The following is a 21,586-nucleotide window of genomic DNA, read 5'->3' as shown; positions in this document are numbered from 1 at the left end:
GGCGGGGGCAAGGTGGTCTTGGGCAAATGCCCTTCACGTGCGAGAATACGCCGCTGCCCGGGCGACCGGGACCCGATTGGAGAGATGGCCGAGCGGTTTAAGGCACCGGTCTTGAAAACCGGCGAAGGGTTAAACCTTCCGTGGGTTCGAATCCCACTCTCTCCGCCATAACGCGAACGCCCCGGAAGGGGCGTTTTGCATTTCGGCCAATGTCCACTTGAACGCCCGCACAGCGGGTTGCAAGAGACTCCACGGGCCCATTCCTAACGCCCACCCTTCGGCTTGTTATGGCACAACGGATAACTGGAGCACGACCGGAAAGCCCCATGCGGCCCATTGCGGTCCACGAACACGCCGACCTTGCACACCGGGCAGCGCTCTTCGTAGATGGCCGCGCCTGAAATCGCGGTCACTTCCACTGCTCCGTCCTTCACCAGCTCGTCCAGGAACGGCGAACGCTTCCCCTGTAGGGTGAACATGGCCACTGAGCGTCGCGCACGCGTCAGCGCGACATAGAACAACCGCCGCTCTTCGCCCAGCGGGTAGGTATCACCCTCCGGCATTGCCAGGGAAAGCACCGGGTCATCCGAGCGCAGGCTCGGGAAGCTGCGGTTGACCATGCCTGGCAGGATCACATAGTCCGCCTCGCGTCCCTTCGACCGATGGACCGTGAGGAACTCCACGTCCATCGTGCTGCCGAAGACTGTCTTCCAATCCGAAGGCATCGCGCTGCGGTCCGCGCGGTAGCGGCCCAGGATGAAGACCGTCACGCGTCCCTTGCGCCCTTGCGGCACCGCCCCGGACAGCAACTGGTGATGCAGCTTGGCGAGGTACTGGCGAACGCCATCCTGCAGCTCCTCGCGTCGATTCATCTGGAACGCTTGCAGCACTGGCCCCATTGCCGGTGCGGCAGAACGAACCGCCTTGGCAATCTGCGCTGGATTCCGGCTGACGAAACGGCTGGAAGCATCGCAGAGCGCCTGGGGGCACCGGAATGTCTGCTCCAGTTTCAGCACCTGGCCATGGCCCATCCACTCACGGAATCCGGTCATCACGGAAACGTCGGCACCGGCGAAACGATTGATCGATTGCCAGTCATCGCCCACCGCAAACAGATAGCGGCCGGGGCGGCTGACCAAGGCTCGGCAGAGCCGGGCGCGGGCGCGCGAGGCATCCTGGAATTCGTCCGCCATCACCAGTTCGTAGGGCGATTCATAGCGGCCCTGTTCCAGCAATCCGGCCGCCATGTTGAGCATGTCTTCGAAATCGATGCCGTGCTCGTCAGCCAGTGCGTTGTCCCAAGCCTGGAAAACAGGGCTGGCGATTTCCAGGAAGCGCCGATGCCGTTCCTTGAACTGGTCTTCGGGCATCTGTCGCAGGCGCTCCGCCATATCGTCCAGCGTCAGGCAGTTGCTCTTGGCATGGGCAATGAAGGTGCGCATCAAGCCGATCAGGTCCGCGTCCGGCATGGGCTTTGCGCCCTGCTCGGGCAGCTCGCGGTCGGGGTTGGGGTCGAGTTCGACACCGGACTCGCCAAGCCTCTCCGCCATATCCCGCAGGGCGTATCCACTGCGCAGACCAAACGAGGTGGTTTCAACAAGCGCGGTGCCTCGTGCCGCATGCTGTTGACGCTTCCAATGCATACCTTCGGCGTAGTCGGGAAGCTGCTCTGGCGCCTGGCCATCCGCATCCAGCGAGAAGTGCTCGTGATACAGCCCGGCGTGCGGGTAATAGAAGTTGGGGCGATACTGGCAGTGGGTGTCTGTCGCAGTATCGAACTCGTAGCGTCGCTCGTAGTCGTACGTCACGCCGTTGTAGAACAGCCAGTCGGCGATCACGCATTCTTCCAGGCTCTTCACCCGCTCACCCTGCAGGGTGCGGATGTAGGGCGTGCCATCGCGTTCGTAGCCATCGGCCTCCATTTCCGCGCCGAATGCCGGCAGGTCGCGCCCGAACACCAGGCGGAACATGTCCCACTGGGTGCGGAAGTGGATCGAGCGATCCTTCAGGTCGTCCACCAGTTCGGCCAGCTTGTTGAAGCCCAGCGTGGCGTCAATGGCCCATTCGGGGATGTCGGGCTTGCGGCCGGTGGCCTTGGCGATGATGGCCAGGCCCAGGGCGTGGAAGGTCCGGGCCTCAACCACGGTGTTGCCCATGCCGAGTCGATCGAAGGTTCGCTGTGCACGCTCCTCCAGTTCCTTGGCAGCATCCTTGTTGAAGGCGAGCATCACGATGCGTTCGGGCTCGACAAAGCCGCGGTCAATGGCATAAGCGGCCTTGGCGACCATCGTGGAGGTCTTGCCGGAGCCGGCCGCGGCCACGACCTGCACCCGATTGTCGAAGCAGATGACGGCGCGGGCCTGTTCCTCGGTCAGCGGCTTGCTCTCGACCCGGCCCAGGAAGCCCCTGGCCAACACCAGCTCGCGCAGGGTCATGGCCTCATTGGCTTCGGCCCAGGCAGCGGGCCAATCCAGGTTCCAGTCGCGCAGGGCGTCCAGCGCTGCGCGATGGCTGTCCGCATGCAGATCTTCATGCACGTCTTCATCGCGGAACAGCTGCTCCAGCTCAGGCGGCTGCAGGGGCAGGTCTGAGCGCTTCGCCAGCAGCGCCTGCTGCTGCTCATGGGTGATCCAGCGGCGGCCGGCACTGCCCCCATCGATGAGGGCATCCGCGTCGCTCAACCAGGACTGGATCTGCTCCAGAATCGTGTCGAACAGGGCCTTGCGTCCACGCGTGGTTCGCGCAAAGAGCAGGTGCTGCAGGGCCCCCGCAAGCCGGGACGCTGGTCCGTTGGGGAGCCCGTCCACGCACAGCCCGGCAGCATCGCCGGTCTGCAGTTCGACCCGTGACCAGAAGACCCCTCGATGGACCTGCACCTGCTGATCATCATCCACGCGCAGCCGGTACTGCTGGCCGGAGACACTGAGTTCAACGTACTCGCCATCAAGCCGCAGCGACCAATGGGGCGAACGGGTCAAGCGTCGGCCCCAGCCCGAAGGGCACCATTCCATAGACATCCAGATACTGCCCCGCAAGCCTCAGTGGGGCGTACAGCGCCCCCAGGCCCACATGATAAGGGCCCTTGAAGATGCGTGCGTCCTCGCTCGCGGGCAAGGCATCACTCGTAGGCGCGATCCTGCTTCGTCGGCGGTACTTCCACCACATCACCGCGTCGGATCAGTTCATCCAGATCCACCGCCGAAGCGGCCAGGGCATCCTGCGCATCGAAATCCCACTTGTCCTTGTACTCGCGTGCCAGCAGGTCGCAGACCGCTTTGGCACGCGGATAGGCATCGTCCTTGCCCTCGTTCTGCTTCAGCGCATCGCGATGGATCTGGCACAGCATGAGCTGGTGCGCATCCTCGGCGCGCTCGCGCTCCCAGGTGATGTCGGCCAGGCCCGAAAGCGCAGCGGCAAGCGCGAATGCAGTCATTGGCATGTCGGGTGTCCAGGCAGCGATGGGAACCCGAGCGTATGCGAGCGGCAGGGGCTTGGGGACACCACCGCCCGCGTCGTTTCACTGCATGTTCACCATTCGCCGCAGCATGGAAGCTGCATCAGATGCAGTTGATCCAGACGACCTGCTCACGCATTCACATCCACGACAATCCGCCCACGCACCTTGCCCGGGATGATCTGCTCATAGACATCCAGCACCTCGGCGAGGCCGATCTGCTGCACGGTGCTTTCCAGCTTCTGCGGGTCCAGGTCAGTCGCAAGCCGATCCCAGGCGCGCTGGCGAACCTCCTGCGGCGCATTCACCGAATCCACGCCGGCAAGCGTCACGTTGCGGAGAATGAAGGGCAGCACCGAGCCATGCAGCTCATCACTCTGCGCCAGCCCGCAGGCGGTCACGGCGCCTCGATATTTCGTCTCGGCAATGGCGTTGACGAGGGTAGGGCCACCGGCCACATCCACCACCCCGGCCCAGCGCTCGGCACTCACCGGCCGCTCGCGCGGTTCTGAAAGCTGCGCGCGATCGATGATCTCGGCGGCGCCCAGGCTGTGCAGATACTCGGCGTGTTCCGGGCGCCCGGTGGCGGCCACCACGCGATAGCCCAGCTTTGAGAGGATCGCCACCGCGATCGAACCGACGCCACCGTTGGCGCCGGTCACCAGCACATCGCCCTTTTCGGGCGTCAGCCCCGCATGTTCGAGGGCCAGTACGCACAGCATGGCGGTATAGCCTGCGGTACCGATGGCCATGGCGTCGCGGGTGCTGAACTTGCCGGGAATCCGGTTGAGCCATTCGCCCCGCACGCGCGCGCGCTGGGCCAGCCCGCCGTGATGTCCCATGCTCAGGTCCCAGCCATTGAGCACAACGCGGTCGCCTGGCTGGAAGTCGGCTCTGCTGGATTCCAGCACCACACCTGCCAGATCGATGCCGGGAATGAGCGGGAACGTCCGGATGACCGGACTCTTGCCGGTCAGGGCGAGCGCATCCTTGTAGTTCAGCGTGGAGTACTCGACGTCCACCAGAACGTCGCCGTCCATCAGATCAGCTTCATCAAAATCGACCAGCTCGGTCGAAACCTGGTTGTTCGTCTTGCGGGTGAGCAGTGCTTTGAACGTCATGCTGGGCCTCACATTCAAGGAATGGGGCCATGCTAGGCTCGCACCGTTATCGCAACAAGAACGATGAATTTCCGTAGGTACTATGGTTTTCCGGAGTATGCATGCGTAGCAGGCGTTGGGATGGCAAGAGCGGTTGCGCGGTGGAAGTCACGCTGTCGGTGATGGGCGGCGTGTGGAAGCCGATCATTCTGTTTCACCTGATGACAGGCAAGCGACGTTTCATGGAGCTGACCCGGCGTGTGCCCAACGCCACCCAGTCCATGCTGACCAGCCAGCTGCGGGAACTGGAGGCTGACGGGGTGGTGATCCGCCACGTGTACCCGGAAGTGCCGCCGAAGGTGGAGTACGAGCTTTCCGAATTCGGTCGCACGCTGGTGCCGGTGCTGCTTGCCATGCGCGAGTGGGGTGAAACCTATCGCGGCCATAAAGGCACGGACAGCAACGGCTGAGACCTGGAGTGGAGTGACGAAGCAGTATCCGCAGTACTGCAGGCAGCGCATGTGGCGCGCAGCCTGGTTTCAGGAAGGGCTGCGATGCGGTTCCTGTTCCGTGGACGGCCGGTTGCCTATAGTGGCGCTGGAACCCTGCAATGGAATGCCCATGCACGTGATGTCCCCCAGCCGGTGTCTGACGCTTGCACTTGCCGTTGCAGTGAGTGCCGGCGCCTGTGCGCGGCCACCGTCCAACGAACACGAAAGGAATCCCGCCATGCCCGGCGCAACCCAGACCGGCCGCACGATCAACGGCCACACCTATACCGATGCGCCCGTGGACGTGAAGCTCGGGCCGAACACTTTCCGCATTCCGGCCAACTACCTGGACAGCCAGATGGCACCGTGGCCGGGCGAGGGCGTGACGCTGGTCATCGAGTGGCCAGACATGAAGCCGACGGCGCCGGGTGCGCGGGCGAATCCGCGTACGAATGATTTCCGGAAGGAGATTCCCATCCGGATCAACTACGTCGATCGCGTTCCCGTCGAAACACTGCTTTCAAGGCTGTCTTCAAATGAAGCCATCACGGAGGAGGGCTCTGTGGAAAGGGAGGATCCCAGGGACCGTCTCGATCAACGCGTTGCAAAGCCGCAGACCTTGGGCCTGACGCCCTATGCAATCGATGAAGCGAAGATGGTGGTGTACGCGAAGAAGTATGAGGCGCGGTACGGGAAGCCGCCTGTCCGCAATCCCGCCTACGAGAGAGACTGGTACATCGCACGCCAGGGCGATGGTCGGATCAGCTCGTTCATCAAATGTGACGGCGAGGAATTCCGACGCGACGGCGTGCGGCTGGAGGGGCGCGAGGTGATCAGTGAGCCTGGGGAAGTGGCAGCGGGCTGCGTTCATTACTTCGTCGACATCGACAACAAGCTGTCCGTCAGCCTGGACTACAAGAGAGTGTTTCTGAAGGACTGGAAGCGCATGGAAGAGGCCGTCAGGGACGTCATCGCGCGCACCCGGTCCAAGTGATCGGTGATTCAAGGAAGAGAAGGGGTAGGGTATGAGTGGATTGACCGAGCGAGATCTGAGCGTCCTTGGCAGCTATGCCAGAGACGGTAACCGCGAGCTTTACTGGAACTACCTGTCGCAACTGCCGGGAGCCGATGGATACGGGACACTGGCACTGGGTGTTGTACGCAATGACAGCCTGCCGGGACGCGTCGCGAACACCTATGCACAGGACTACGCGAAGAGCCAGCAGGAAGAGGGATCCCGGTTTCCAAATGCACAATTGACCGAACGGCAATGGGAGTCCTTTGGGCAGACCCTGCTCGAAAGAGATCTTGAGTTGCGGCAGCAGTGGATGAACGAGCGCCGTCCAGACCTGGCACTGAATCTTCCCGGCAAGGATGTAATGCTGGCTCACGACCGGGCATTTGAACGGCATGAACTTGATCCCAACTGCTGGACGCCGCGCGTGTTGCTGCAGGCGGCTGAGCAGAAGAGCGGCCCCGCGAAGCTGGAACAGATCTGGACCAACATGCTCAACAATGACTACGCCGGAGGCCCGCGTGTAGGCAACACCAGCGTCGATGCCATCAGCCAGATGGGATGGACGAAAGGCGGCCAGTACCTTACCCGGTTGAGCGTGCTGGAAGCCACCCAGGCCCTGGAAGGGCGCTCGACGGTCGATCCGAACGTCATCGGTGGCAACAGCTACTACGCGATGTACTTCGAGGCGGACAGGAAATGGGCCAGCATCAGTGCGGGCGGCGGTCACATGTCGCTGCGCGAGATCACCGATCCCTCACGTATCGCCGAACTCAACGACGCGCGCGAGCTTCGTCTGGAGTGCCTGGAGAAGCGAACCCAGTTCCACCCGGACGACCCATATCGGACTATTACCCGCAGCCCGCTTACCGCAGCCGTGGACGACGTGCCGGATCCCTCACAGGCGCCGACCCGTCTGGCCGACATTGGTCCTGGCCACCGTGAGTACACATTGCTGCAGCAGGTGCGCGAAGGCGTGGCCGCGATCGATGCCAGCGCGGGACGTACCCACGATGAGAACAGCGAGCGTCTTGTGGCGAGCGTGATGGCCTTGGCCCGCCGCAACCAGTTTGAACGTGCCGATCACGTGCTGCTGAGCGCCCAGACGGCCGACGCTCCCGCAGGGCGGAACGTGTTCGTGGTGCAGGGCGAGATGACCGACCCCGCCCACCTGCGCGTTTCAATGCCCACGGATATAGCAGTACAGACGCCGGTTGCGCAGTCGTTGCAGCAGATGAAAGCGGTCGACCTGGAGCGCCAGCAGACTGCCGGGCAACGCCAGCAGGAAATTGATGTGCAGGCGCGCGAGAACCATGCGATGCGGATGGGATGAAATCACACCGCCAGTCGCGTATGGAACCTTTTCAGTAGTAAGGCGCAGCGCCTGCCAGCCAATGCCAGCCCCCGAAATGGGGGCCGGCACGCATCACGGCAGTGCGTGACTTACGGGATGGTGCAGCCGCTGTTCCGCAGGCAACGAGCAAACGCCGGGTAACAGACCTTCTCGCCATTACCCGCCGCCAGGCACGCGTCATACGCGGTGTAGCAAGGGGTACAGCGGGACTGCGCGGAGGCACTGCCGATTCCCAGGGTCAGTGCAGCAGCCGCAATAGCAACAGACAGCTTGAATCCAATCTTCATGCTTCACTCCGTTGATAGCCCTCCTTGGGCAACGGCAACGCTACAGGCGGAGGAGATCGTGCACAAGTGACTGGAAGTGCCGACGGTTTCGGACAGGCGTGGACCAGTGCCAGGCAACGATCTGCTTGCCGGCAGTGGATCAACGCTACACGTGCTTCCGGTCAGAAGCTGTAGGCCGCCTGCACATACACCCGCCGTGGATCTCCGGGGAAATGCCCGTTGCGTTCAATGAAGCCACTGGCCGCGTACACCTTGTCGAACAGGTTCTTGACGTTGGCCTGGAACTGCCACTGCCTCCACGTGGTCTTCCAGCTCACGTCGAACACGGTGTAGGCCTTGACCGTCTGCCCATCCAGGCTGACGCGTTCGCCGACGTGATCCGCGCCAAAGCCGATGGCGGAGTTGATCGCCGGCAGGTCATAACGCGTCCACAACCCCAGCTTGTTGCGCGGCGCATTGGCGAATCGGTCGCCTGAGGCGTTGGTGATGCCATTCGGGCCGGCGTCCTTCACCCGCGCATCGTTGTAGGCGTACGTCAGATTCAGCACCCAGCGCTCGCTGAGGTCGGCCAGCAGGTCAAGCTCCATGCCGGTGCTGCGTACCAGGCCCAGCGCGGCCAACTGGTTCACGCCACCGATCACCTCGCCGGTGGCCTGCACGATGTTGCTGCGGTCGATCCGGTAGGCCGCCATGTTCAAGGCCACACGGTCGGCCAGCAGCGACTTCATGCCTACTTCCCACTGCTTGCTGCGCTCGGCATCGAACGGTCCGCCAGCGGCCGGGTTCTGGTTGGCGGCACTCTGCGGCACGAAACCACTGGCGACGTTGGCGTAGACGTTCAGGCCCTCGCGCACGGTGAACGTGCTGCCCAGCCGCCAGCTGAGATCGTTGCCATCCACACTGTTGCCAGTGATGCGATCCTCATCCTTGAAGCCATCCCAGCGCACCCCGGCCAGCACATGCCAGCGCGGGCCCAGTGCCAGTTCGTCCTGCAGGTAGCCGCCATGGCGCTTGCTGCGGGTGGATGTGCTGCGCCAGGGCAGGGCCGCCAGGTTGTAGTCGTGCCAGGTACTGGCGCCGTACACGGGATTGAACAGGTCGATGCCGCGCACCGGACCGGCGCCACGCGCAAGGTCAGCGCTGTTCGCGGTCTGTGCGGTGAAATCCGCATCCAGCTGGTACACATCGGCGCCGAACAGCACCTTGTGCTCAACCGTGCCGGTGGCCACCCGCCAGACGGCATTGCCGTTGGCAGTGAATGCTTCGTTGTCGCGTATCTGGTTGCGCAGCTGGCGGGTCATCCACTCGGCCACGCCATCGCGGTCACGATCGATCAGGCCCATCGGCTCGTGGTACATCTGGTGTTCGTTGTTGCTGAACCAGCGGGCGGCGAAGTCCAGGTCCAGAGTGTCGCTCGGCGCGAAACGGTACTGCGCCAGCGCCACCTTGGCGCGCATGTCGAGGAAGTCGCTGGCCTCGTTGTGGTTCCAGCGGCGGTCGGTCAGGAACGTGCCTGCATCGTTGACCGGCACGCCACGCAGGCGGTTGCCGCCAAGGTTCTGGGTGATGTCGGTGAACTGCAGCACCAGCTCGCCGGTCTGGCCAACGTCGAAGGCCAGCGAGGCGTCGCCGATCACGCTCTCGCTGTCGGTGTTCCAGCGCACGCCCTGTTCACTGTCGGCATAGAGCCCGGCGCGATAGCGTACGCTGCCGATGGCATTCAATGGCCCGGTACCCTCGATCGATCCGGCACGGAAGTCCTTGTCGCCGAGCTGGACCTCGATGCGGCGTTCGGCGCTGGCTTTCGGCTTGCGGGTCACGTAGTTGATGACACCGCCCGCATCACCCCCGCCATACAGCGCGCCTGCCGGCCCCTTCAGCACTTCCACGCGCTCGATGTTGAACAGTTGCGGCACCGAAAATCCTGCGTACGGGTCGCCGCGCAGGCCGTCATACAGCACGTTCTCCTGGCGGAAGCCGCGCAGGGTCACCCCGGCATAGCTGAAATAGCTGATGCCGCTGATGCTGCGATAGAGGTCGGTCACCTGGCGCGCGGCCTGGTCGTCGATCAGTTCACGCGGGATGACCTGGATCGACTGTGGGACCAGCTCCAGGGGCGTATCGGTGCGGGTGCCGACCGCGGCATCGTCTACCCGATACAGTGTCTGTGCGCGTCCGCGGACTTCGACCTTGTCCAGATCCTTGGGTGCGGCAGCGGAGGACTCAGCTGCATGCGCAAGGGGCGCCACGTGCAGGGTCAGTGCCAGGCACAGGGTGCGTTGCAGGGGCATGGGCAGGGGCATTGGGGAGGGTCACGTGTCTGCAAATGAGAAAGATTAGCATTTGCGATACTTCGACGCCTATTCCCCGGATGCGCTATGGACGCGCGCCGGGGTCCGTATACGGGGTGCCCGCCAAGGCCACCAGTACCCCGGTGGCACCGCGCACGATCAGCTGCCGCATGACCTCACGCGGGTCCTCGCCCTGCAGCTGGCTTGCCAGTCCTTTCTCATAGGCCGCCACCATCGACGCCAGCAGCATGGCCGCGCCCAGTCGCGCTTCGGCGTCATGTTCGGGCCGGCCGACAGCGTGGGCCATCAATCGCGCCAGATCGTCAGTCAACTGCGCCTGCAGCCGTCGCGCGTGCGCGACCAGTACCGGGCTCTCCGCCACGGTGCCCCAGAAGGCGACAGCGCCGGCATTGATGCGCAGCAGCGGATGGCCAGCCTCCAGCAACTCACGAACGAGCGACTGGAAGGCCGCGAGCGGGGTCAGGCCGCTCCGCGCCATCATGCCCTCGCGCAGCAGCGTGCGCGCCTCCTCATCCCGGTCGAACACCAGGTCTTCCTTGCTGGCGAAGTAGTTGAAGACCGTCTTGCGTGAGACGCCCGCGGCTTCGGCGATCTCGGACATGGAGACGGCCTCGAAGCCGCGCCGGATGATCAGCTCGGTGGCGACGTCCGAAATCGTTTGTCGGGTCACGGCCTTGCGTTGTTCGCGGCGGCCAGGAGGCGGGGCCATGGGCGGTTCACTTGTGAAAACGTACACCGAGTGTAACATTTGATCCGCCAGAGCGCCGACCCGGCGCTCACAAGGAATCTCGATGCTGTACGACGTCGTCATTGCCGGTGCTGGCCCGGTTGGCCTGTTCCTGTCCTGCGAACTGGCCCTGGCCGGGTGTTCGGTGCTGGTGCTGGAGCAGGCCGGGTCCGCCGGTTCGCCGTTGAAGCGCCTGCCATTCGGGCTGCGCGGCCTTAACGCCCCCACGCTGGAGGCGCTGGATCGGCGCGGCCTGTTGGACGCGGTCGCCGCGACGCAGGTGCTCAAGCCCGACAAGGGCGCGCCGCCGCCCGGCACCGCCCATTGGCTGGCGCAGCCGCGTGCGCTGGGTGGGCACTTCGCGGGCATTCCATTTGCACTGGACGATGTGGACCAGGCGCGCTGGAGCTGGCGCCTGCCGACACCGGCGGGCACCCAGATGGCGGTGGAGTTGCAGGCCCTGGAAGCGGTGTTCGCCGAACGTGCGACTGCGCTGGGCGTGCGCATCGAACGCGGGCGTGCGGTGCAGGCGGTGGATGCGCACGAGGCGCAGGTTGCCGTGCACACCGGCTCCGGCAGGGTCCACGGCCGCTGGCTGGTCGGTTGTGATGGGGCCCGCAGCACGGTACGCAAACAATCGGGCTTCCTCTTCGCTGGAACCGGGCCGGAGTTCACCGGTTACACGCTGCTGGTCGAACTGGCAGATGGGTGTGTACTCACACCAGGCCGACAGTTCACCGATCACGGGATGTGCAATTTCAACCCGCCAGGCATGCTGGCGCTGGCCGATTTCGATGGTGGCGCCGTCCATCGCACGCCACTGGACCGGCTCACCGCGCAAGCGTTGCTGCGGCGGGTGTCTGGCCGCGAGACAACGATCACTGCATTGCACCTGGCCACGACATGGACCGATGCTGCGCGCCAGGCGACGGCCTATCGCAGCGGACGTGTGCTGTTGGCAGGTGATGCCGCGCACATGCATTCGCCGTTGGGCGGCCAGGGACTGAACCTCGGCATCGGCGATGCGATGAACCTCGGTTGGAAGCTGGCCGCCGTAGCGCGGGGCAAGGCCGATGAGGCGCTGCTGGACAGCTATCAGGCGGAGCGCCATCCGGTGGGTGCCAAGGTGCTGGACTGGTCGCGCGCGCAGGTTGCGCTGATGCGACCCGGGCCCGGTTCGCGCGCGCTGGCAGCGATCATGGCCGACCTGGCCGGCACCCGCGATGGGGCCACGTATCTGGCCGAGCGGATCTGGGGTGTTTCGCAGCAGCTGGATCTTGACGGAGACCACCCGCTGGTCGGCAGGAGCGCGCCGGAATTCCGGTTGGTCGATGGCCGCCGTCTGGGCGAACTGTTGAGAGCGGGGCAGGGGGCGCTGCTTGTTTTCGACCCGGCCTCTTCGCCGCCGCAGCATGGCCGACGCTGGCAGCCTTCCATCGCCTGCGCTGCAGATACCGGGGATGTGGCGTCGGGCCTGGAGGCGGTGCTGGTGCGCCCGGATGGCATCGTTGCCTGGACCTGTGGCACGCAAGGGGATATGTCCGGCCTCGATTCAGCGCTTGCTTCCTGGACCGGTCCGACCCGGTGTTCTGCCGGCTAATGCGCAGTCACCATCGTCTGCGAGCGACAGCTGGCCTCGGTCATCACCGAGGCCAGCTGCTTCAGTGAGTAGGGCTTGCGCAGCAGCGTGAAACCGTGGCCTGGATCGCGGGCCAGCAGTTCGCTGTAGCCACTGGTGAGGATGATCGGAAGATCGGGCAGGCGGCTGCGGATGGTGCGGGCCAGATCCAGCCCATTGGTCCCGGGCATGACCACGTCGCTGAACACCACGTGGAAACGGGCAGCGTCGCGCTCGAGCTCCGCCAGTGCTTCGTCGGCATTGCGCGCGAGTACGACGTTGTACTCAAGCTCGCGCAGCGCACCGACTGCAAATTCGGCCACATCCACATTGTCTTCCACCACCAGCACGCACAATCCGTGACCATGCAGCAATCCCGGTTGCGCGGTCGGCAGCTCGATGGAGGCGTTTGCCTGCGCCAGCGGCAGATACAGCGTGAAGCGCGTACCGACACCGGCCTGGCTCTGTACGTCCACTTCGCCCTCGGACTGCTTGACGAAGCCGAACACCTGGCTGAGGCCAAGCCCGGTGCCCGCGCCCACTCCCTTGGTGGTGAAGAATGGCTCGAAGATCCGGTCCACCACGGACGGATCGATACCGGCACCGGTGTCGCTGACGCTGATCGCAGCGAAGTTGCCTTTCATCGGCGCCGCGAACCGCACGGAAGGCACCGATGTCAGCTGTTCCACATCGATCGTCACCTTGCCGTGGCCGTCGATGGCGTCGCGCGCGTTCACCGCGATGTTGATCAGTGCGGTGTCGAGCTGGGTCCGGTCCAGCAGCACCGGCAACGGGGCGTCGGGCAGGTTCACCGACACGGAGATGCGTGCACCCAGCACTGTGGTGATGATGTCTGAAAGCGCGCGTATGCTCTCGCAGAGGTCGAATACCTGCGGCGACAGGCTCTGCCTGCGCGAGAACGCCAGAAGCTGGGCGGTCAGGCGAGTGGCGCGGTCAGCGGCGGTTTCGATCGCCTGTACATAGCGCAGGCGCGCATCTTCGGCCGGCCAGGTATGCAGCAGCATGTCTACGGAGCCGGTGATGACCTGAAGCAGATTGTTGAAGTCGTGGGCAACGCCGCCGGTCAGCTGGCCGATGGCCTCCAGCTTCTGCGACTGCCGCAGCTGTTCGCGGGCGCGTACCAGTTCAAGATGGGCCTCGCGTGCCTGCTCGGTGATGGCCGCCACCTGGCGGGTGTGCCGGTCGCGTTCGATCACCCGTTCGGTCTGCTCGCTGACCATGCAGATGATGCCGGCCACGCCTCCGCAACCGGCACGCAGCGGCGAGTAGGAGAACGTCCAGAATGTCTCGCGCAACGTGCCATCACGGTCCATCATCAACGGCATGTTCTTGAAACTGCGGCTTGTACCGCCGAAGGCGTCGTTGACAGCATCGACGACGTCGGCCCAGACGTCCGCCCAGACGTCTTGCAATCGGCTGCCCATGGCGCCGTGCAGCTTGCCGCCCAGCATCGGCAGGTAGGCATCGTTGAAGAAGAACGCCTTGTTGTCGCGGCCCCATGCGATCCACAGCGGCTCCGGAGAATCCAGGATCATCGCCAGCAGAGCGCGAAGTTCGGGAGGAGCGTTGGTCGCGTCGGCGGAACGGGCCCAGTCGCTGTCCTGCAGCAGTCGGTAGGCGAGTTGATCGGGTGCCGAGACAGGAAGGGGGAAGGGATGCATGGCCGTGCGCGAAGAAAGGTGCCGCAGCTTAGCCGAGGTGATGTCATTGCGCCCTGCACAGCTCCTTTGCCCTGGCTGTCATCGGCCCTGCGCGGCGGACGAGGTGGCTCACGGGGCGCCCTCTGACTGCACCATCATCCCTGCGCCAACAGCCTGCGTCGTGGCACCGTCGTATTGCAGCCTCAGACACCCAGAAGCGAATTCACCTGCCAATCGGCAACCCGCGCATGGCTCACCGCCTGATGACTGCCGCATCCGTCGCAGCGGAACAAGGCGCCGCCCGGCAGCTGGACCAGATTGTCTTCGCTGGCCGAGCGGGTTTCAGAGCAATGCCGGCAGATGACAGTGAGCGCCGTAATGCGCTCCACCCCGCCAGACAGGTCGAACACAGCTTCAAAGGCATGGATGACAGGGTGACCAGTGGCCGGCATCGGGAAAGTCGTCGTGATGGGGAGGCCTTATCCTGCCCCCCCGATCGTGACGGGCTGGTCATCCGCATGCATTGGAACGATCAAGATGCCCGGCGGCTCAGAGATCCTTCTTCTTGCCGCTCAGGTCGATCGGCCTGTCACTGCCCTTGCGCTCGCTCGACCACACTTCCATGCTCTTGTTGCAGCGGCTCTCGCGGGCAGCCACTTCGGGTGGCAGGTCCTTCAGATGCGGCGACTCCTGGCAGGCCTGGTGCATGTTGCTGTCGTCATACGTGGCACAGGCGCTGAGCGTGGCCAGGGCAAAGGCGGTGAGGGAGGCGCGAAGCAGGGGCTGCAGGATCATGGGGAGGTCTCGGGTGGTGCCGGGCTGGCCATGGAATTCAAATCCGTGACCCCGGGCACGAGCAATCCGTCCAACCGCACTTGTTATTCTGTAACAGATGCGCGATAGTCCGGCGCCTGCTGCTGTCAGGCGACGCAGATCATCAGGATCATGCTCAGCGCCAGCATCAGCACGAATACGCGCCGGCTCAGCGCAAGGCAGGCCAGGCAGGCGGCCAGTGCCCAGGCAGCCAGCAACGCGCAGGCCAGCAGCCACAGCCCGATCACGATCAGGGATCCACTGGCCGGTGCGGAGAGTGCGATCGCCTTGAACAGCGTCACGCCCAGCAAACTGCCGAGTACGCCTGCCTGCAGGGCGATGGCATCGTGGCGGGCAGGGGCAGGCGGGTGGTGCATGTCGGCGGCGTTCGTTCGCTGCGAGGGAGGCGCAGCCACTGTGCCCGACCGCATATCCACGCCATGTGTTTTTCGCACACGCGATGCGCAGCCGGCTCAGTCGAACTCGCCCTCGGCCGATTCCAGCCGCTGCCGGTACGCCGCCCGATGCTGGTACAGGCGCTGGCACTCGGCGGACCGGTGGATCCGGCTGGCCGGTTCGTTGGCCACGGCGTCGCACATCCTTGCGATGTGGTTGTTGGACGCCAGTTCGGTCACGAAGAACACGGCGGTGATGCCGGTACCCAGCAGCACGACATAGAGCAGGCGGCTGAGCCAGCGCGTGCGCTTGCGCTCGAAGTGCTGCTGGAGGGTCAGGTCGAAGCGGATGATGCTGAGCACGATCCAGATGATCGCGACCAGGAAGCAGATGGTAGGCAGCAGGCCTCGCCAGAGTCCTGCTTCGTACACCGACTCGCTGTAGTGAACTGCTGCCCCGGCACCTGCGATGGCGATCGCCAGCGCCCAGTTACGGCCCAGCGAGAGCAGGTCATCGAGCAGCTTCTCCCGGTTCCTGCTCGATCCTGCTGCCACGTGGGTTCCGTCTCCATGCTGCGACCGGCGGCGGAACTGCCGCCGATCCTGCAGATGGTGGAGCATCGCTGCGGCGATGAGAAGACCGCGCGGCTCAGTGTGCGATGGCGCGGGCGCCGATCCAGCGCCGGTAGCGGCGGGTCCGACACTTTGCGGCCGCCTGTGCCAGCAGCAGGGCCCATACCGGTGAAACCGTGGGTGCGGTGGGGCGGCGCCGGCTCAACCGGCCCAGCTGATACTTCACTGCGGCCATGTGCGCACTGGCCGCCAGCGGCTTGCTGCGCCAGTTGATGTTGCGCAGTGTCGGCACCGGATCGCGGCCCTGCTGCCAGTGCTGCGGCAGATCCGGCTCGATCGCCAGCGCCGTGGCGATGCCGACCATGGCCACGCCGCTGGCCAGCACCCGCTCTGCCACTTCGCGGCGGCGGATGCCGCCGGTGACCATCAGCGGCATCGTTGCCACCGTGGCGATCTCGCGCGCGAATTCGAGGAAGTACGCTTCGCGGGCCACGCTGCGCTGGTCGCGTGCGGCGCCGGTCATGGCCGGTGCTTCATAGCTGCCGCCAGACAGTTCGACCAGATCCACGCCGAGGGGCGCCAGCATCTCGACCACGTCGCGCGCGTCCTCGGGCGAGAAGCCACCCCGCTGGAAGTCGGCGGAGTTGAGCTTCACCGCCACCACGAACGTGGGCGCCACCGCCGCGCGCACACCCTGCACGATCTCCAGCAGCAGGCGCGCACGGTTCTGCAGGCTGCCACCCCAGCGGTCATCGCGGCGGTTCGACAGCGGCGACAGGAACTGGCTGAGCAGGTAGCCGTGCGCGGCATGGATCTCCACGCCGCTGAAACCGGCGCGCTCGGCCAGCTCGGCACTGCGGATGAAGCGAGCGATCACGTCTTCAATATCCGCCTCGGTCATCGCCCGCGGCGGCGCGAACTGTTTGGACAGTGCGCCCATGTCCAAGGGGACCGCCGAAGGCGCCAATGCCGGCTGGCCGAGCGCGGCCGGCATCTGCCGCCCGGGGTGGTTGATCTGCATCCACATCTGCACCTCGCGCGAGCGCGCGGCGTCGGCCCAGGCGATGAAACGCTCCAGGTGGCGATCGTCCTCCAGCACCACGCCGCCGGGGCCGGTCATGGCGCGGCCATCAACCATCACGTTGCCGGTAATGATCAGTCCGGCGCCGCCGTCGGCCCAGCGCTGGTACAACTGCAGCAGCGCTTCGGAGGGGGCGTGGTCGGCGTCGGCCATGTTCTCCTCCATCGCCGCCTTGGCGATGCGGTTGCGGATGAGGGCGCCGGAAGGCAGCGCCAGGGACGAGAACAGCGACATGGGACAGCTCCAGGACAGGGGAATGGCGCTACGCTAACCTTCAAGTTTTATTGAAGGTCAATGGGTTTCGATGTCGAGGATTCAGGCAGATGAAGATCGGTGAGCTGGCCCGCCGCACGGGCCTGGCGGCGTCACGTATCCGCTTCTATGAGGAGGCAGGGTTGCTGGTCGTCCAGCGGCAGGCCAACGGCTACCGCGACTACCCGGAGCAGGCGGTGCTGCTGCTGGAGCTGATTACCGGTGCGCAGCGCGCCGGCTTCAGCCTGGAGGAGATACGCGCCTTGCTGCCACCGGACATGGGCCAGTGGCAGCACGACGCATTGATCTCGATGCTGCAGCAGAAGGTGGCCGACATCGACGCGCTGCAGTTGCGGCTGGCAGAGAGCCGGGCGCACCTGCTGGCCCTGATCGAGGACATCCAGGCGCGGCCGGAGGGCATCGACTGCGCGGCCAACTCGCGGCGGGTGCTGGAGCGCGTCAAGCGCGGTGAGCTGGCGCGCCCGACACTTGCGGCCGGCGATACGGCGTTGCTGCGGCCGGATCGCCGCCGCCGCGCGGGCAGCAGCTGACGATCCGCCGCGAAGGTCAGTGGCTGCCCACGCAGGCTGTCTTGCGCTTCCTGTCCAGCATCACCGCCACGCACCACAGCAGCAGGCCGCCGATGGCGGTGGCGGCACCGACATAGCCGGTGCTGGCCGGGCTGAAGCCGGCACTGATCGCCATGCCGCCCAGCCACGGCCCGAGCGCATTGGCGGTATTGAAGGCGGCATGGTTGGAGGCGGCGGCCAGGGTCTGTGCTTCGCCGGCCACGTCCATCAGGCGCGTCTGCAGCACCGCCGCCAGCGCGCCCATGGTGCCGACGGTGATGATCATCGGACCGATGGTCCACACCGACTGCGCGGCCAGCGGATACAGCAGCAGCATCACGATCGACCACAGCAGCACCACGGCGGCGGCCTTGAAATGGAACTTGTCCACCAGCCAGCCACCGGCGATGTTGCCGATGATCGCGCCGATGCCGAACGCGCCCACCGCCAGCGGCATCCACGATTCGGCCACGCCGGTGACCTGCACCAGGGTCGGTGCCAGGTAAGTGAACACGCAGAACATGCCGGCGAAGCCAACGGCGCCGATCGCCAGCGCCAGCCACACCTGGGTGGTGTTGAAGGCGCGCAGTTCGCGCATCGGCGAGGTACGAACCTCGTCCGGGTCCGGCAGCAGGAAGCGCGCGATCATCGCCACGGTGGCGATGGCCAGCACGCTGACCAGGGCAAAGGCGGTGCGCCAGCTCAGCTGCTGGCCCAGCCAGGTGGTCAGCGGATTGCCGACCAGGATCGCGATCGACAGGCCCAGCAACACGCGCGACATCGCCTGGCCGCGCTGGCCGGCCGGGCTGATCGCGGCGGCCACCAGCATCGCCACGCCGAAGTAGGCGCCATGCGGCAGGCCGGCGACGAAACGCGCAATGAGCATCGTGCCGTAGTTCGGTGCCAGTGCGCTGGCCAGGTTGCCGACGGCATAGAAGCCCATCAGTGCCAGCAGCAGCTTGCGGCGAGGGAAGCTGGCGCCGACGAAGGCGAGGATCGGGGCGCCGACGACCACGCCGATGGCGTAGGCGCTGATCAGGTGGCCGACCTGGGTTTCGGAAATCGACAGGCCGCGGCTGATCTCCAGCATCAGGCCCATGCTGGCGAATTCACTGGTGCCGATGGCGAAGCCGCCCAGCGACAGGGCAAGGATGATCAGGGTGCGCTGACGGGGCGTCAGCCGCGCAGCCAGGGAAGAGTTGGGGCTCATGCGGGGCGCGATGGGGGCGGGGAGCCGGTCATTGTACTGCTGCACCGCAACAAGGGCAGCAGCACTCAGGGTAAATCAGCGTTTGATCGGTGACACGTTCGCCCACCCGCCACCGCGCGGCGCGATCAGATGCCCAGCGCTGCCCGGGCGTGCGCATACTTGCCGCGCAGGCGCCCGGCCGTCGCCGCGTCGAGCATCGCCAGGCGCTGCGGATCGGCGTTGTCATTCAGATCGGCCTGCTTCACCTTCAGTGCCAGCGGGTGGGCGGCAATGCGCGCGTAGTAGCTGTCCGCGTCGGGGGCCGCGTCGCGGTTGAGCAGTTGCACCGCCTCGCGCAGCGGGGCGGGAAAGACCTCGATCCGTGCGGCAAACGCCGGGCAGTCTTCGGCTACGTCATGCAGCCAGGCCACCACTTCGGCGTCATCGTCGCCGCGCACCGCGGCCGCCACCCGCGCCACATGGCAGATGTAAGGCTGGCCGGCCTTGTCCGTCTGGCCCGTGTGGGCCTCGGTGGCCAGCGTGCGTGCAAGTGCTACCCAGTCCATTGCAGTCTCCTTGGATATCCGCAGACAGTTTCGCGTAGAAACCGTAGCGCTTGTGCATACGCCGATGACACTGCGATGGGCATCATGGCGGGGCAGGGGACGCAGTGTTGCCCCGACAAGGAGGAATGCGATGCAGGAATTCAGGCATGTGCTGGAAACCCGTGGCCGCTATCAGCTGGTAGCAGTGTCCTACGAGCCGGTGTACGCTCCGGGCGATGTGGTCGGCCATGCGGTCGTCGCCGACGATGGGGATCGTCTGACCGACCTTGTATCACTGGCCGAAGCGCGCCAACTGCTGTTGCAGCGGGTGCGTGAAGAGGGCGAAGAGCCCGGGCTGGAGAACGAAAACAACCTGCGGAAGAAGGCGTCGCGCTGGCGCCGCCGCTAGGCCGTCGCGCCCTCGTGCGCATCATGGAGGATTCGGGTGTTGCCCAGTAAGAAGTATCTGCTCATCGCCATCGTCACGCTGGCGACCCTGCTGCTTGGTTTCGTGTTTTCCGGCTACCTGACCCTGTTGTTCCTGGGGTTGGACACCAAGCTGTTCACCTGGAACACGTACTACCAGTACTACCACGCCATCGGCCAGCCGCAGGTTGCGCCGTTCGTGGGCAAGATCAAGTGGGCCGGCTACGTGGGCTTCGGCTTGCCGCTGCTGGTCCTGCTGGTGACCGGTCTGGTGCTGCTGCTGAAGAAGGACAAGCGCTCGCTGCATGGCGACGCGCGTTTCGCCACCGGCGCCGACCTGTCCAGGCATGGCATGTTCAAGAAGACCGGCCAGAGCATCGTGGTCGGCAGCCATGGCGGCAAACTGGTGCGGCTGGATGGCCAGCAGTTCGTGATTCTTGCGGCACCCACCCGTTCAGGCAAGGGCGTGGGCGTGGTCATCCCGAACCTGCTGGAATACGGCGAATCGCTGGTGGTGCTGGACATCAAGCAGGAGAACTTCGACCTGACCAGCGGCTGGCGCGCCAGCCAGGGCCAGGAGATCTACCTGTTCAATCCCTTCGCCGAGGATCGGCGCACGCACCGCTGGAACCCGCTCAGCTATGTCTCCGATGATCCGGCATTCCGGGTGTCGGACCTGATGAGCATCGCCGCGATGCTGTATCCGGACGGCGCCGAGGACCAGAAGTTCTGGGTCAGCCAGGCGCGCAACGCGTTCATGGCCTTCACCCTGTATCTGTTCGAAAACTGGGACGACGAGCGCAGCAGCGGCTTCCCGGGCGGCTCGGGCACGCCGACGCTGGGTTCTGTCTACCGGTTGTCATCGGGCGATGGCACCGATCTGAAGAAGTACCTCAAGGCCTTGTCGGAGCGTTCGTTCCTCAGTGGCAACGCGCGTTCGGCGTTCGCCAACATGCTGTCCCAGGCCGACGAGACCTTCGCCTCGATCCTGGGCACCTTCAAGGAACCGCTCAACCCCTGGATCAACCCGGTGCTGGACAAGGCCACCAGCAGCAACGACTTCCTGCTGACCGACGTCCGCAAGAAGAAGATGACCATCTACATCGGCATCCAGCCGAACAAGCTGGCCGAGAGCCGCCTGATCATCAACCTGTTCTTCAGCCAGCTGATCAACCTCAACACCAAGGAACTGCCCAAGTCCAACCCGGACCTGAAGTACCAGTGCCTGCTGCTGATGGACGAATTCACCTCGATCGGCAAGGTCGAGATCATCGCCTCGGCGGTGTCCTACATGGCCGGCTACAACATCCGCCTGCTGCCGATCATCCAGAGCATGTCCCAGCTCGATGCCACCTACGGCCGGGAAGTCTCGCGAACGATCATCACCAACCACGCGCTGCAGATCCTGTACGCGCCGCGCGAGCAGCAGGACGCCAACGACTATTCGGACATGCTGGGCTACACCACCATCCGCAAGAAGAACGTCACCCACGCCCGCGAGAAGACCCACAGCTTCACCGAGGAGCGGCGGGCACTGATGCTGCCGCAGGAGCTGAAGGCGATGGGGCCGGACAAGGAAGTGTTCCTGTACGAGGGCATACCGCATCCGGTGAAGTGCGACAAGATCCGCTACTACAAGGATCGCTACTTCACCTCGCGGCTGCTGCCGAAAGTCGACGTTCCAATGCTTAACGTCTAATTCACGTCGTTAAATTTGTGACGTA

Annotated in this window: 21 protein-coding genes and 1 tRNA gene; 8 read left to right on the top strand and 14 right to left on the bottom strand. The window is 64.9% G+C overall.

Going from position 1 to position 21,586, the window contains the following annotated elements:
- The first annotated feature begins 78 nt into the window (after positions 1-78).
- A tRNA-Ser gene (locus AC5P8Y_RS00250) sits at positions 79-168 on the top strand.
- Positions 169-263: 95 nt separating this feature from the next.
- Here the strand turns inward: AC5P8Y_RS00250 and AC5P8Y_RS00245 are convergent.
- From AC5P8Y_RS00245 to acuI, 3 genes are all read right to left on the bottom strand, one after another.
- Entirely contained in the window at positions 264-3,011 is a 2,748-nt protein-coding gene (locus AC5P8Y_RS00245) for a UvrD-helicase domain-containing protein (protein ID WP_111108322.1), read from the bottom strand.
- Between the two features lie 107 nt (positions 3,012-3,118).
- Positions 3,119-3,439, bottom strand: a complete 321-nt coding sequence (locus AC5P8Y_RS00240; RefSeq protein ID WP_033833183.1) for a hypothetical protein — start codon at positions 3,437-3,439, stop codon at positions 3,119-3,121.
- Between the two features lie 146 nt (positions 3,440-3,585).
- Complete coding sequence (acuI, locus tag AC5P8Y_RS00235; RefSeq protein ID WP_033833182.1) at positions 3,586-4,575, bottom strand: acrylyl-CoA reductase (NADPH); 990 nt, start codon at positions 4,573-4,575, stop codon at positions 3,586-3,588.
- A 101-nt stretch (positions 4,576-4,676) separates the two neighbouring features.
- Between acuI and AC5P8Y_RS00230 the strand changes: the two genes are divergently transcribed.
- The 3 genes from AC5P8Y_RS00230 to AC5P8Y_RS00220 all read left to right on the top strand — a co-directional run bounded on the left by AC5P8Y_RS00230 (position 4,677) and on the right by AC5P8Y_RS00220 (position 7,393).
- Positions 4,677-5,024 (top strand): winged helix-turn-helix transcriptional regulator, encoded by a 348-nt coding sequence (locus tag AC5P8Y_RS00230; protein WP_005410145.1) that lies wholly within the window; start codon positions 4,677-4,679, stop codon positions 5,022-5,024.
- Between the two features lie 151 nt (positions 5,025-5,175).
- Complete coding sequence (locus tag AC5P8Y_RS00225) at positions 5,176-6,039, top strand: Smlt3025 familytype IV secretion system inhibitor (protein ID WP_111108321.1); 864 nt, start codon at positions 5,176-5,178, stop codon at positions 6,037-6,039.
- Between the two features lie 31 nt (positions 6,040-6,070).
- On the top strand, positions 6,071-7,393 hold the full coding sequence (locus tag AC5P8Y_RS00220; protein WP_111188230.1) for a Smlt3024 family type IV secretion system effector: 1,323 nt from the start codon (positions 6,071-6,073) through the stop codon (positions 7,391-7,393).
- A 110-nt stretch (positions 7,394-7,503) separates the two neighbouring features.
- Here AC5P8Y_RS00220 and AC5P8Y_RS00215 read toward each other — a convergent pair whose 3' ends face one another.
- The 3 genes from AC5P8Y_RS00215 to AC5P8Y_RS00205 all read right to left on the bottom strand — a co-directional run bounded on the left by AC5P8Y_RS00215 (position 7,504) and on the right by AC5P8Y_RS00205 (position 10,722).
- Positions 7,504-7,701, bottom strand: a complete 198-nt coding sequence (locus AC5P8Y_RS00215; protein WP_005410142.1) for a hypothetical protein — start codon at positions 7,699-7,701, stop codon at positions 7,504-7,506.
- A 161-nt stretch (positions 7,702-7,862) separates the two neighbouring features.
- A complete protein-coding gene (locus AC5P8Y_RS00210; RefSeq protein ID WP_049430654.1) occupies positions 7,863-10,004 on the bottom strand; it encodes a TonB-dependent siderophore receptor in 2,142 nt (713 codons plus the stop codon).
- Positions 10,005-10,077: 73 nt separating this feature from the next.
- Entirely contained in the window at positions 10,078-10,722 is a 645-nt protein-coding gene (locus tag AC5P8Y_RS00205) for a TetR/AcrR family transcriptional regulator (RefSeq protein WP_111108319.1), read from the bottom strand.
- 82 nt (positions 10,723-10,804) lie between these two features.
- On the opposite strand from AC5P8Y_RS00205, the gene AC5P8Y_RS00200 reads away from it, so the two are divergent.
- On the top strand, positions 10,805-12,340 hold the full coding sequence (locus AC5P8Y_RS00200; protein ID WP_111108318.1) for an FAD-dependent monooxygenase: 1,536 nt from the start codon (positions 10,805-10,807) through the stop codon (positions 12,338-12,340).
- On the opposite strand, the gene AC5P8Y_RS00195 is transcribed toward AC5P8Y_RS00200, so the two are convergent.
- The 6 genes from AC5P8Y_RS00195 to AC5P8Y_RS00170 all read right to left on the bottom strand — a co-directional run bounded on the left by AC5P8Y_RS00195 (position 12,337) and on the right by AC5P8Y_RS00170 (position 17,115).
- Entirely contained in the window at positions 12,337-14,040 is a 1,704-nt protein-coding gene (locus AC5P8Y_RS00195) for an ATP-binding protein (protein WP_049402214.1), read from the bottom strand. The genes AC5P8Y_RS00200 and AC5P8Y_RS00195 overlap by 4 nt on opposite strands.
- 182 nt (positions 14,041-14,222) lie before the next feature.
- Positions 14,223-14,471 carry a hypothetical protein gene (locus AC5P8Y_RS00190; protein WP_005410137.1) on the bottom strand — a complete coding sequence of 83 codons (249 nt, stop codon included), beginning with the start codon at positions 14,469-14,471 and terminating at the stop codon, positions 14,223-14,225.
- 97 nt (positions 14,472-14,568) lie between these two features.
- A complete protein-coding gene (locus tag AC5P8Y_RS00185) occupies positions 14,569-14,814 on the bottom strand; it encodes a hypothetical protein (protein WP_024958240.1) in 246 nt (81 codons plus the stop codon).
- Between the two features lie 125 nt (positions 14,815-14,939).
- Positions 14,940-15,209: a hypothetical protein gene (locus AC5P8Y_RS00180; RefSeq protein ID WP_033833174.1), complete on the bottom strand. Its 270-nt coding sequence runs from the start codon at positions 15,207-15,209 to the stop codon at positions 14,940-14,942.
- Between the two features lie 96 nt (positions 15,210-15,305).
- The gene (locus AC5P8Y_RS00175) at positions 15,306-15,782 is read right to left on the bottom strand and encodes a membrane protein (RefSeq protein ID WP_049402223.1); all 477 of its coding nucleotides are present in this window, start codon (positions 15,780-15,782) and stop codon (positions 15,306-15,308) included.
- Between the two features lie 94 nt (positions 15,783-15,876).
- Positions 15,877-17,115 (bottom strand): NADH:flavin oxidoreductase/NADH oxidase family protein, encoded by a 1,239-nt coding sequence (locus AC5P8Y_RS00170; protein ID WP_049402213.1) that lies wholly within the window; start codon positions 17,113-17,115, stop codon positions 15,877-15,879.
- 89 nt (positions 17,116-17,204) lie between these two features.
- On the opposite strand from AC5P8Y_RS00170, the gene AC5P8Y_RS00165 reads away from it, so the two are divergent.
- Positions 17,205-17,684 carry a MerR family transcriptional regulator gene (locus tag AC5P8Y_RS00165; RefSeq protein ID WP_111108317.1) on the top strand — a complete coding sequence of 160 codons (480 nt, stop codon included), beginning with the start codon at positions 17,205-17,207 and terminating at the stop codon, positions 17,682-17,684.
- Between the two features lie 16 nt (positions 17,685-17,700).
- Here the strand turns inward: AC5P8Y_RS00165 and AC5P8Y_RS00160 are convergent, their stop codons facing one another.
- A complete protein-coding gene (locus tag AC5P8Y_RS00160; protein ID WP_111108316.1) occupies positions 17,701-18,912 on the bottom strand; it encodes an MFS transporter in 1,212 nt (403 codons plus the stop codon).
- Between the two features lie 125 nt (positions 18,913-19,037).
- Entirely contained in the window at positions 19,038-19,457 is a 420-nt protein-coding gene (locus AC5P8Y_RS00155; RefSeq protein WP_049402210.1) for an HD domain-containing protein, read from the bottom strand.
- Positions 19,458-19,587: 130 nt separating this feature from the next.
- Between AC5P8Y_RS00155 and AC5P8Y_RS00150 the strand changes: the two genes are divergently transcribed.
- Positions 19,588-19,845: a hypothetical protein gene (locus AC5P8Y_RS00150; RefSeq protein ID WP_005410128.1), complete on the top strand. Its 258-nt coding sequence runs from the start codon at positions 19,588-19,590 to the stop codon at positions 19,843-19,845.
- A 36-nt stretch (positions 19,846-19,881) separates the two neighbouring features.
- A complete protein-coding gene (locus AC5P8Y_RS00145) occupies positions 19,882-21,561 on the top strand; it encodes a type IV secretory system conjugative DNA transfer family protein (protein WP_005410127.1) in 1,680 nt (559 codons plus the stop codon).
- The last annotated feature ends 25 nt before the right edge of the window (positions 21,562-21,586 follow it).

Source organism: Stenotrophomonas sp. YJH_SMC_12-1 (genome assembly GCF_059370935.1).
Note: the sequence above shows the minus strand (reverse complement) of the source record. Positions and strands in the feature narration are given on the sequence as shown.

Coding starts and splice junctions, on each gene's coding strand:
- AC5P8Y_RS00195 (WP_049402214.1), bottom strand. CDS start 14,040: ATGCATCCCTTCCCCCTTCCTGTCTCGGCACCCGATCAACTCGCCTAC.
- AC5P8Y_RS00165 (WP_111108317.1), top strand. CDS start 17,205: ATGAAGATCGGTGAGCTGGCCCGCCGCACGGGCCTGGCGGCGTCACGT.
- AC5P8Y_RS00180 (WP_033833174.1), bottom strand. CDS start 15,209: ATGCACCACCCGCCTGCCCCTGCCCGCCACGATGCCATCGCCCTGCAG.
- AC5P8Y_RS00245 (WP_111108322.1), bottom strand. CDS start 3,011: ATGGAATGGTGCCCTTCGGGCTGGGGCCGACGCTTGACCCGTTCGCCC.
- AC5P8Y_RS00190 (WP_005410137.1), bottom strand. CDS start 14,471: ATGCCGGCCACTGGTCACCCTGTCATCCATGCCTTTGAAGCTGTGTTC.
- AC5P8Y_RS00155 (WP_049402210.1), bottom strand. CDS start 19,457: ATGGACTGGGTAGCACTTGCACGCACGCTGGCCACCGAGGCCCACACG.
- AC5P8Y_RS00150 (WP_005410128.1), top strand. CDS start 19,588: ATGCAGGAATTCAGGCATGTGCTGGAAACCCGTGGCCGCTATCAGCTG.
- AC5P8Y_RS00170 (WP_049402213.1), bottom strand. CDS start 17,115: ATGTCGCTGTTCTCGTCCCTGGCGCTGCCTTCCGGCGCCCTCATCCGC.
- AC5P8Y_RS00185 (WP_024958240.1), bottom strand. CDS start 14,814: ATGATCCTGCAGCCCCTGCTTCGCGCCTCCCTCACCGCCTTTGCCCTG.
- AC5P8Y_RS00220 (WP_111188230.1), top strand. CDS start 6,071: ATGAGTGGATTGACCGAGCGAGATCTGAGCGTCCTTGGCAGCTATGCC.
- AC5P8Y_RS00205 (WP_111108319.1), bottom strand. CDS start 10,722: ATGGCCCCGCCTCCTGGCCGCCGCGAACAACGCAAGGCCGTGACCCGA.
- AC5P8Y_RS00215 (WP_005410142.1), bottom strand. CDS start 7,701: ATGAAGATTGGATTCAAGCTGTCTGTTGCTATTGCGGCTGCTGCACTG.
- AC5P8Y_RS00230 (WP_005410145.1), top strand. CDS start 4,677: ATGCGTAGCAGGCGTTGGGATGGCAAGAGCGGTTGCGCGGTGGAAGTC.
- AC5P8Y_RS00240 (WP_033833183.1), bottom strand. CDS start 3,439: ATGCCAATGACTGCATTCGCGCTTGCCGCTGCGCTTTCGGGCCTGGCC.
- AC5P8Y_RS00160 (WP_111108316.1), bottom strand. CDS start 18,912: ATGAGCCCCAACTCTTCCCTGGCTGCGCGGCTGACGCCCCGTCAGCGC.
- AC5P8Y_RS00225 (WP_111108321.1), top strand. CDS start 5,176: ATGCACGTGATGTCCCCCAGCCGGTGTCTGACGCTTGCACTTGCCGTT.
- AC5P8Y_RS00210 (WP_049430654.1), bottom strand. CDS start 10,004: ATGCCCCTGCCCATGCCCCTGCAACGCACCCTGTGCCTGGCACTGACC.
- AC5P8Y_RS00200 (WP_111108318.1), top strand. CDS start 10,805: ATGCTGTACGACGTCGTCATTGCCGGTGCTGGCCCGGTTGGCCTGTTC.
- acuI (WP_033833182.1), bottom strand. CDS start 4,575: ATGACGTTCAAAGCACTGCTCACCCGCAAGACGAACAACCAGGTTTCG.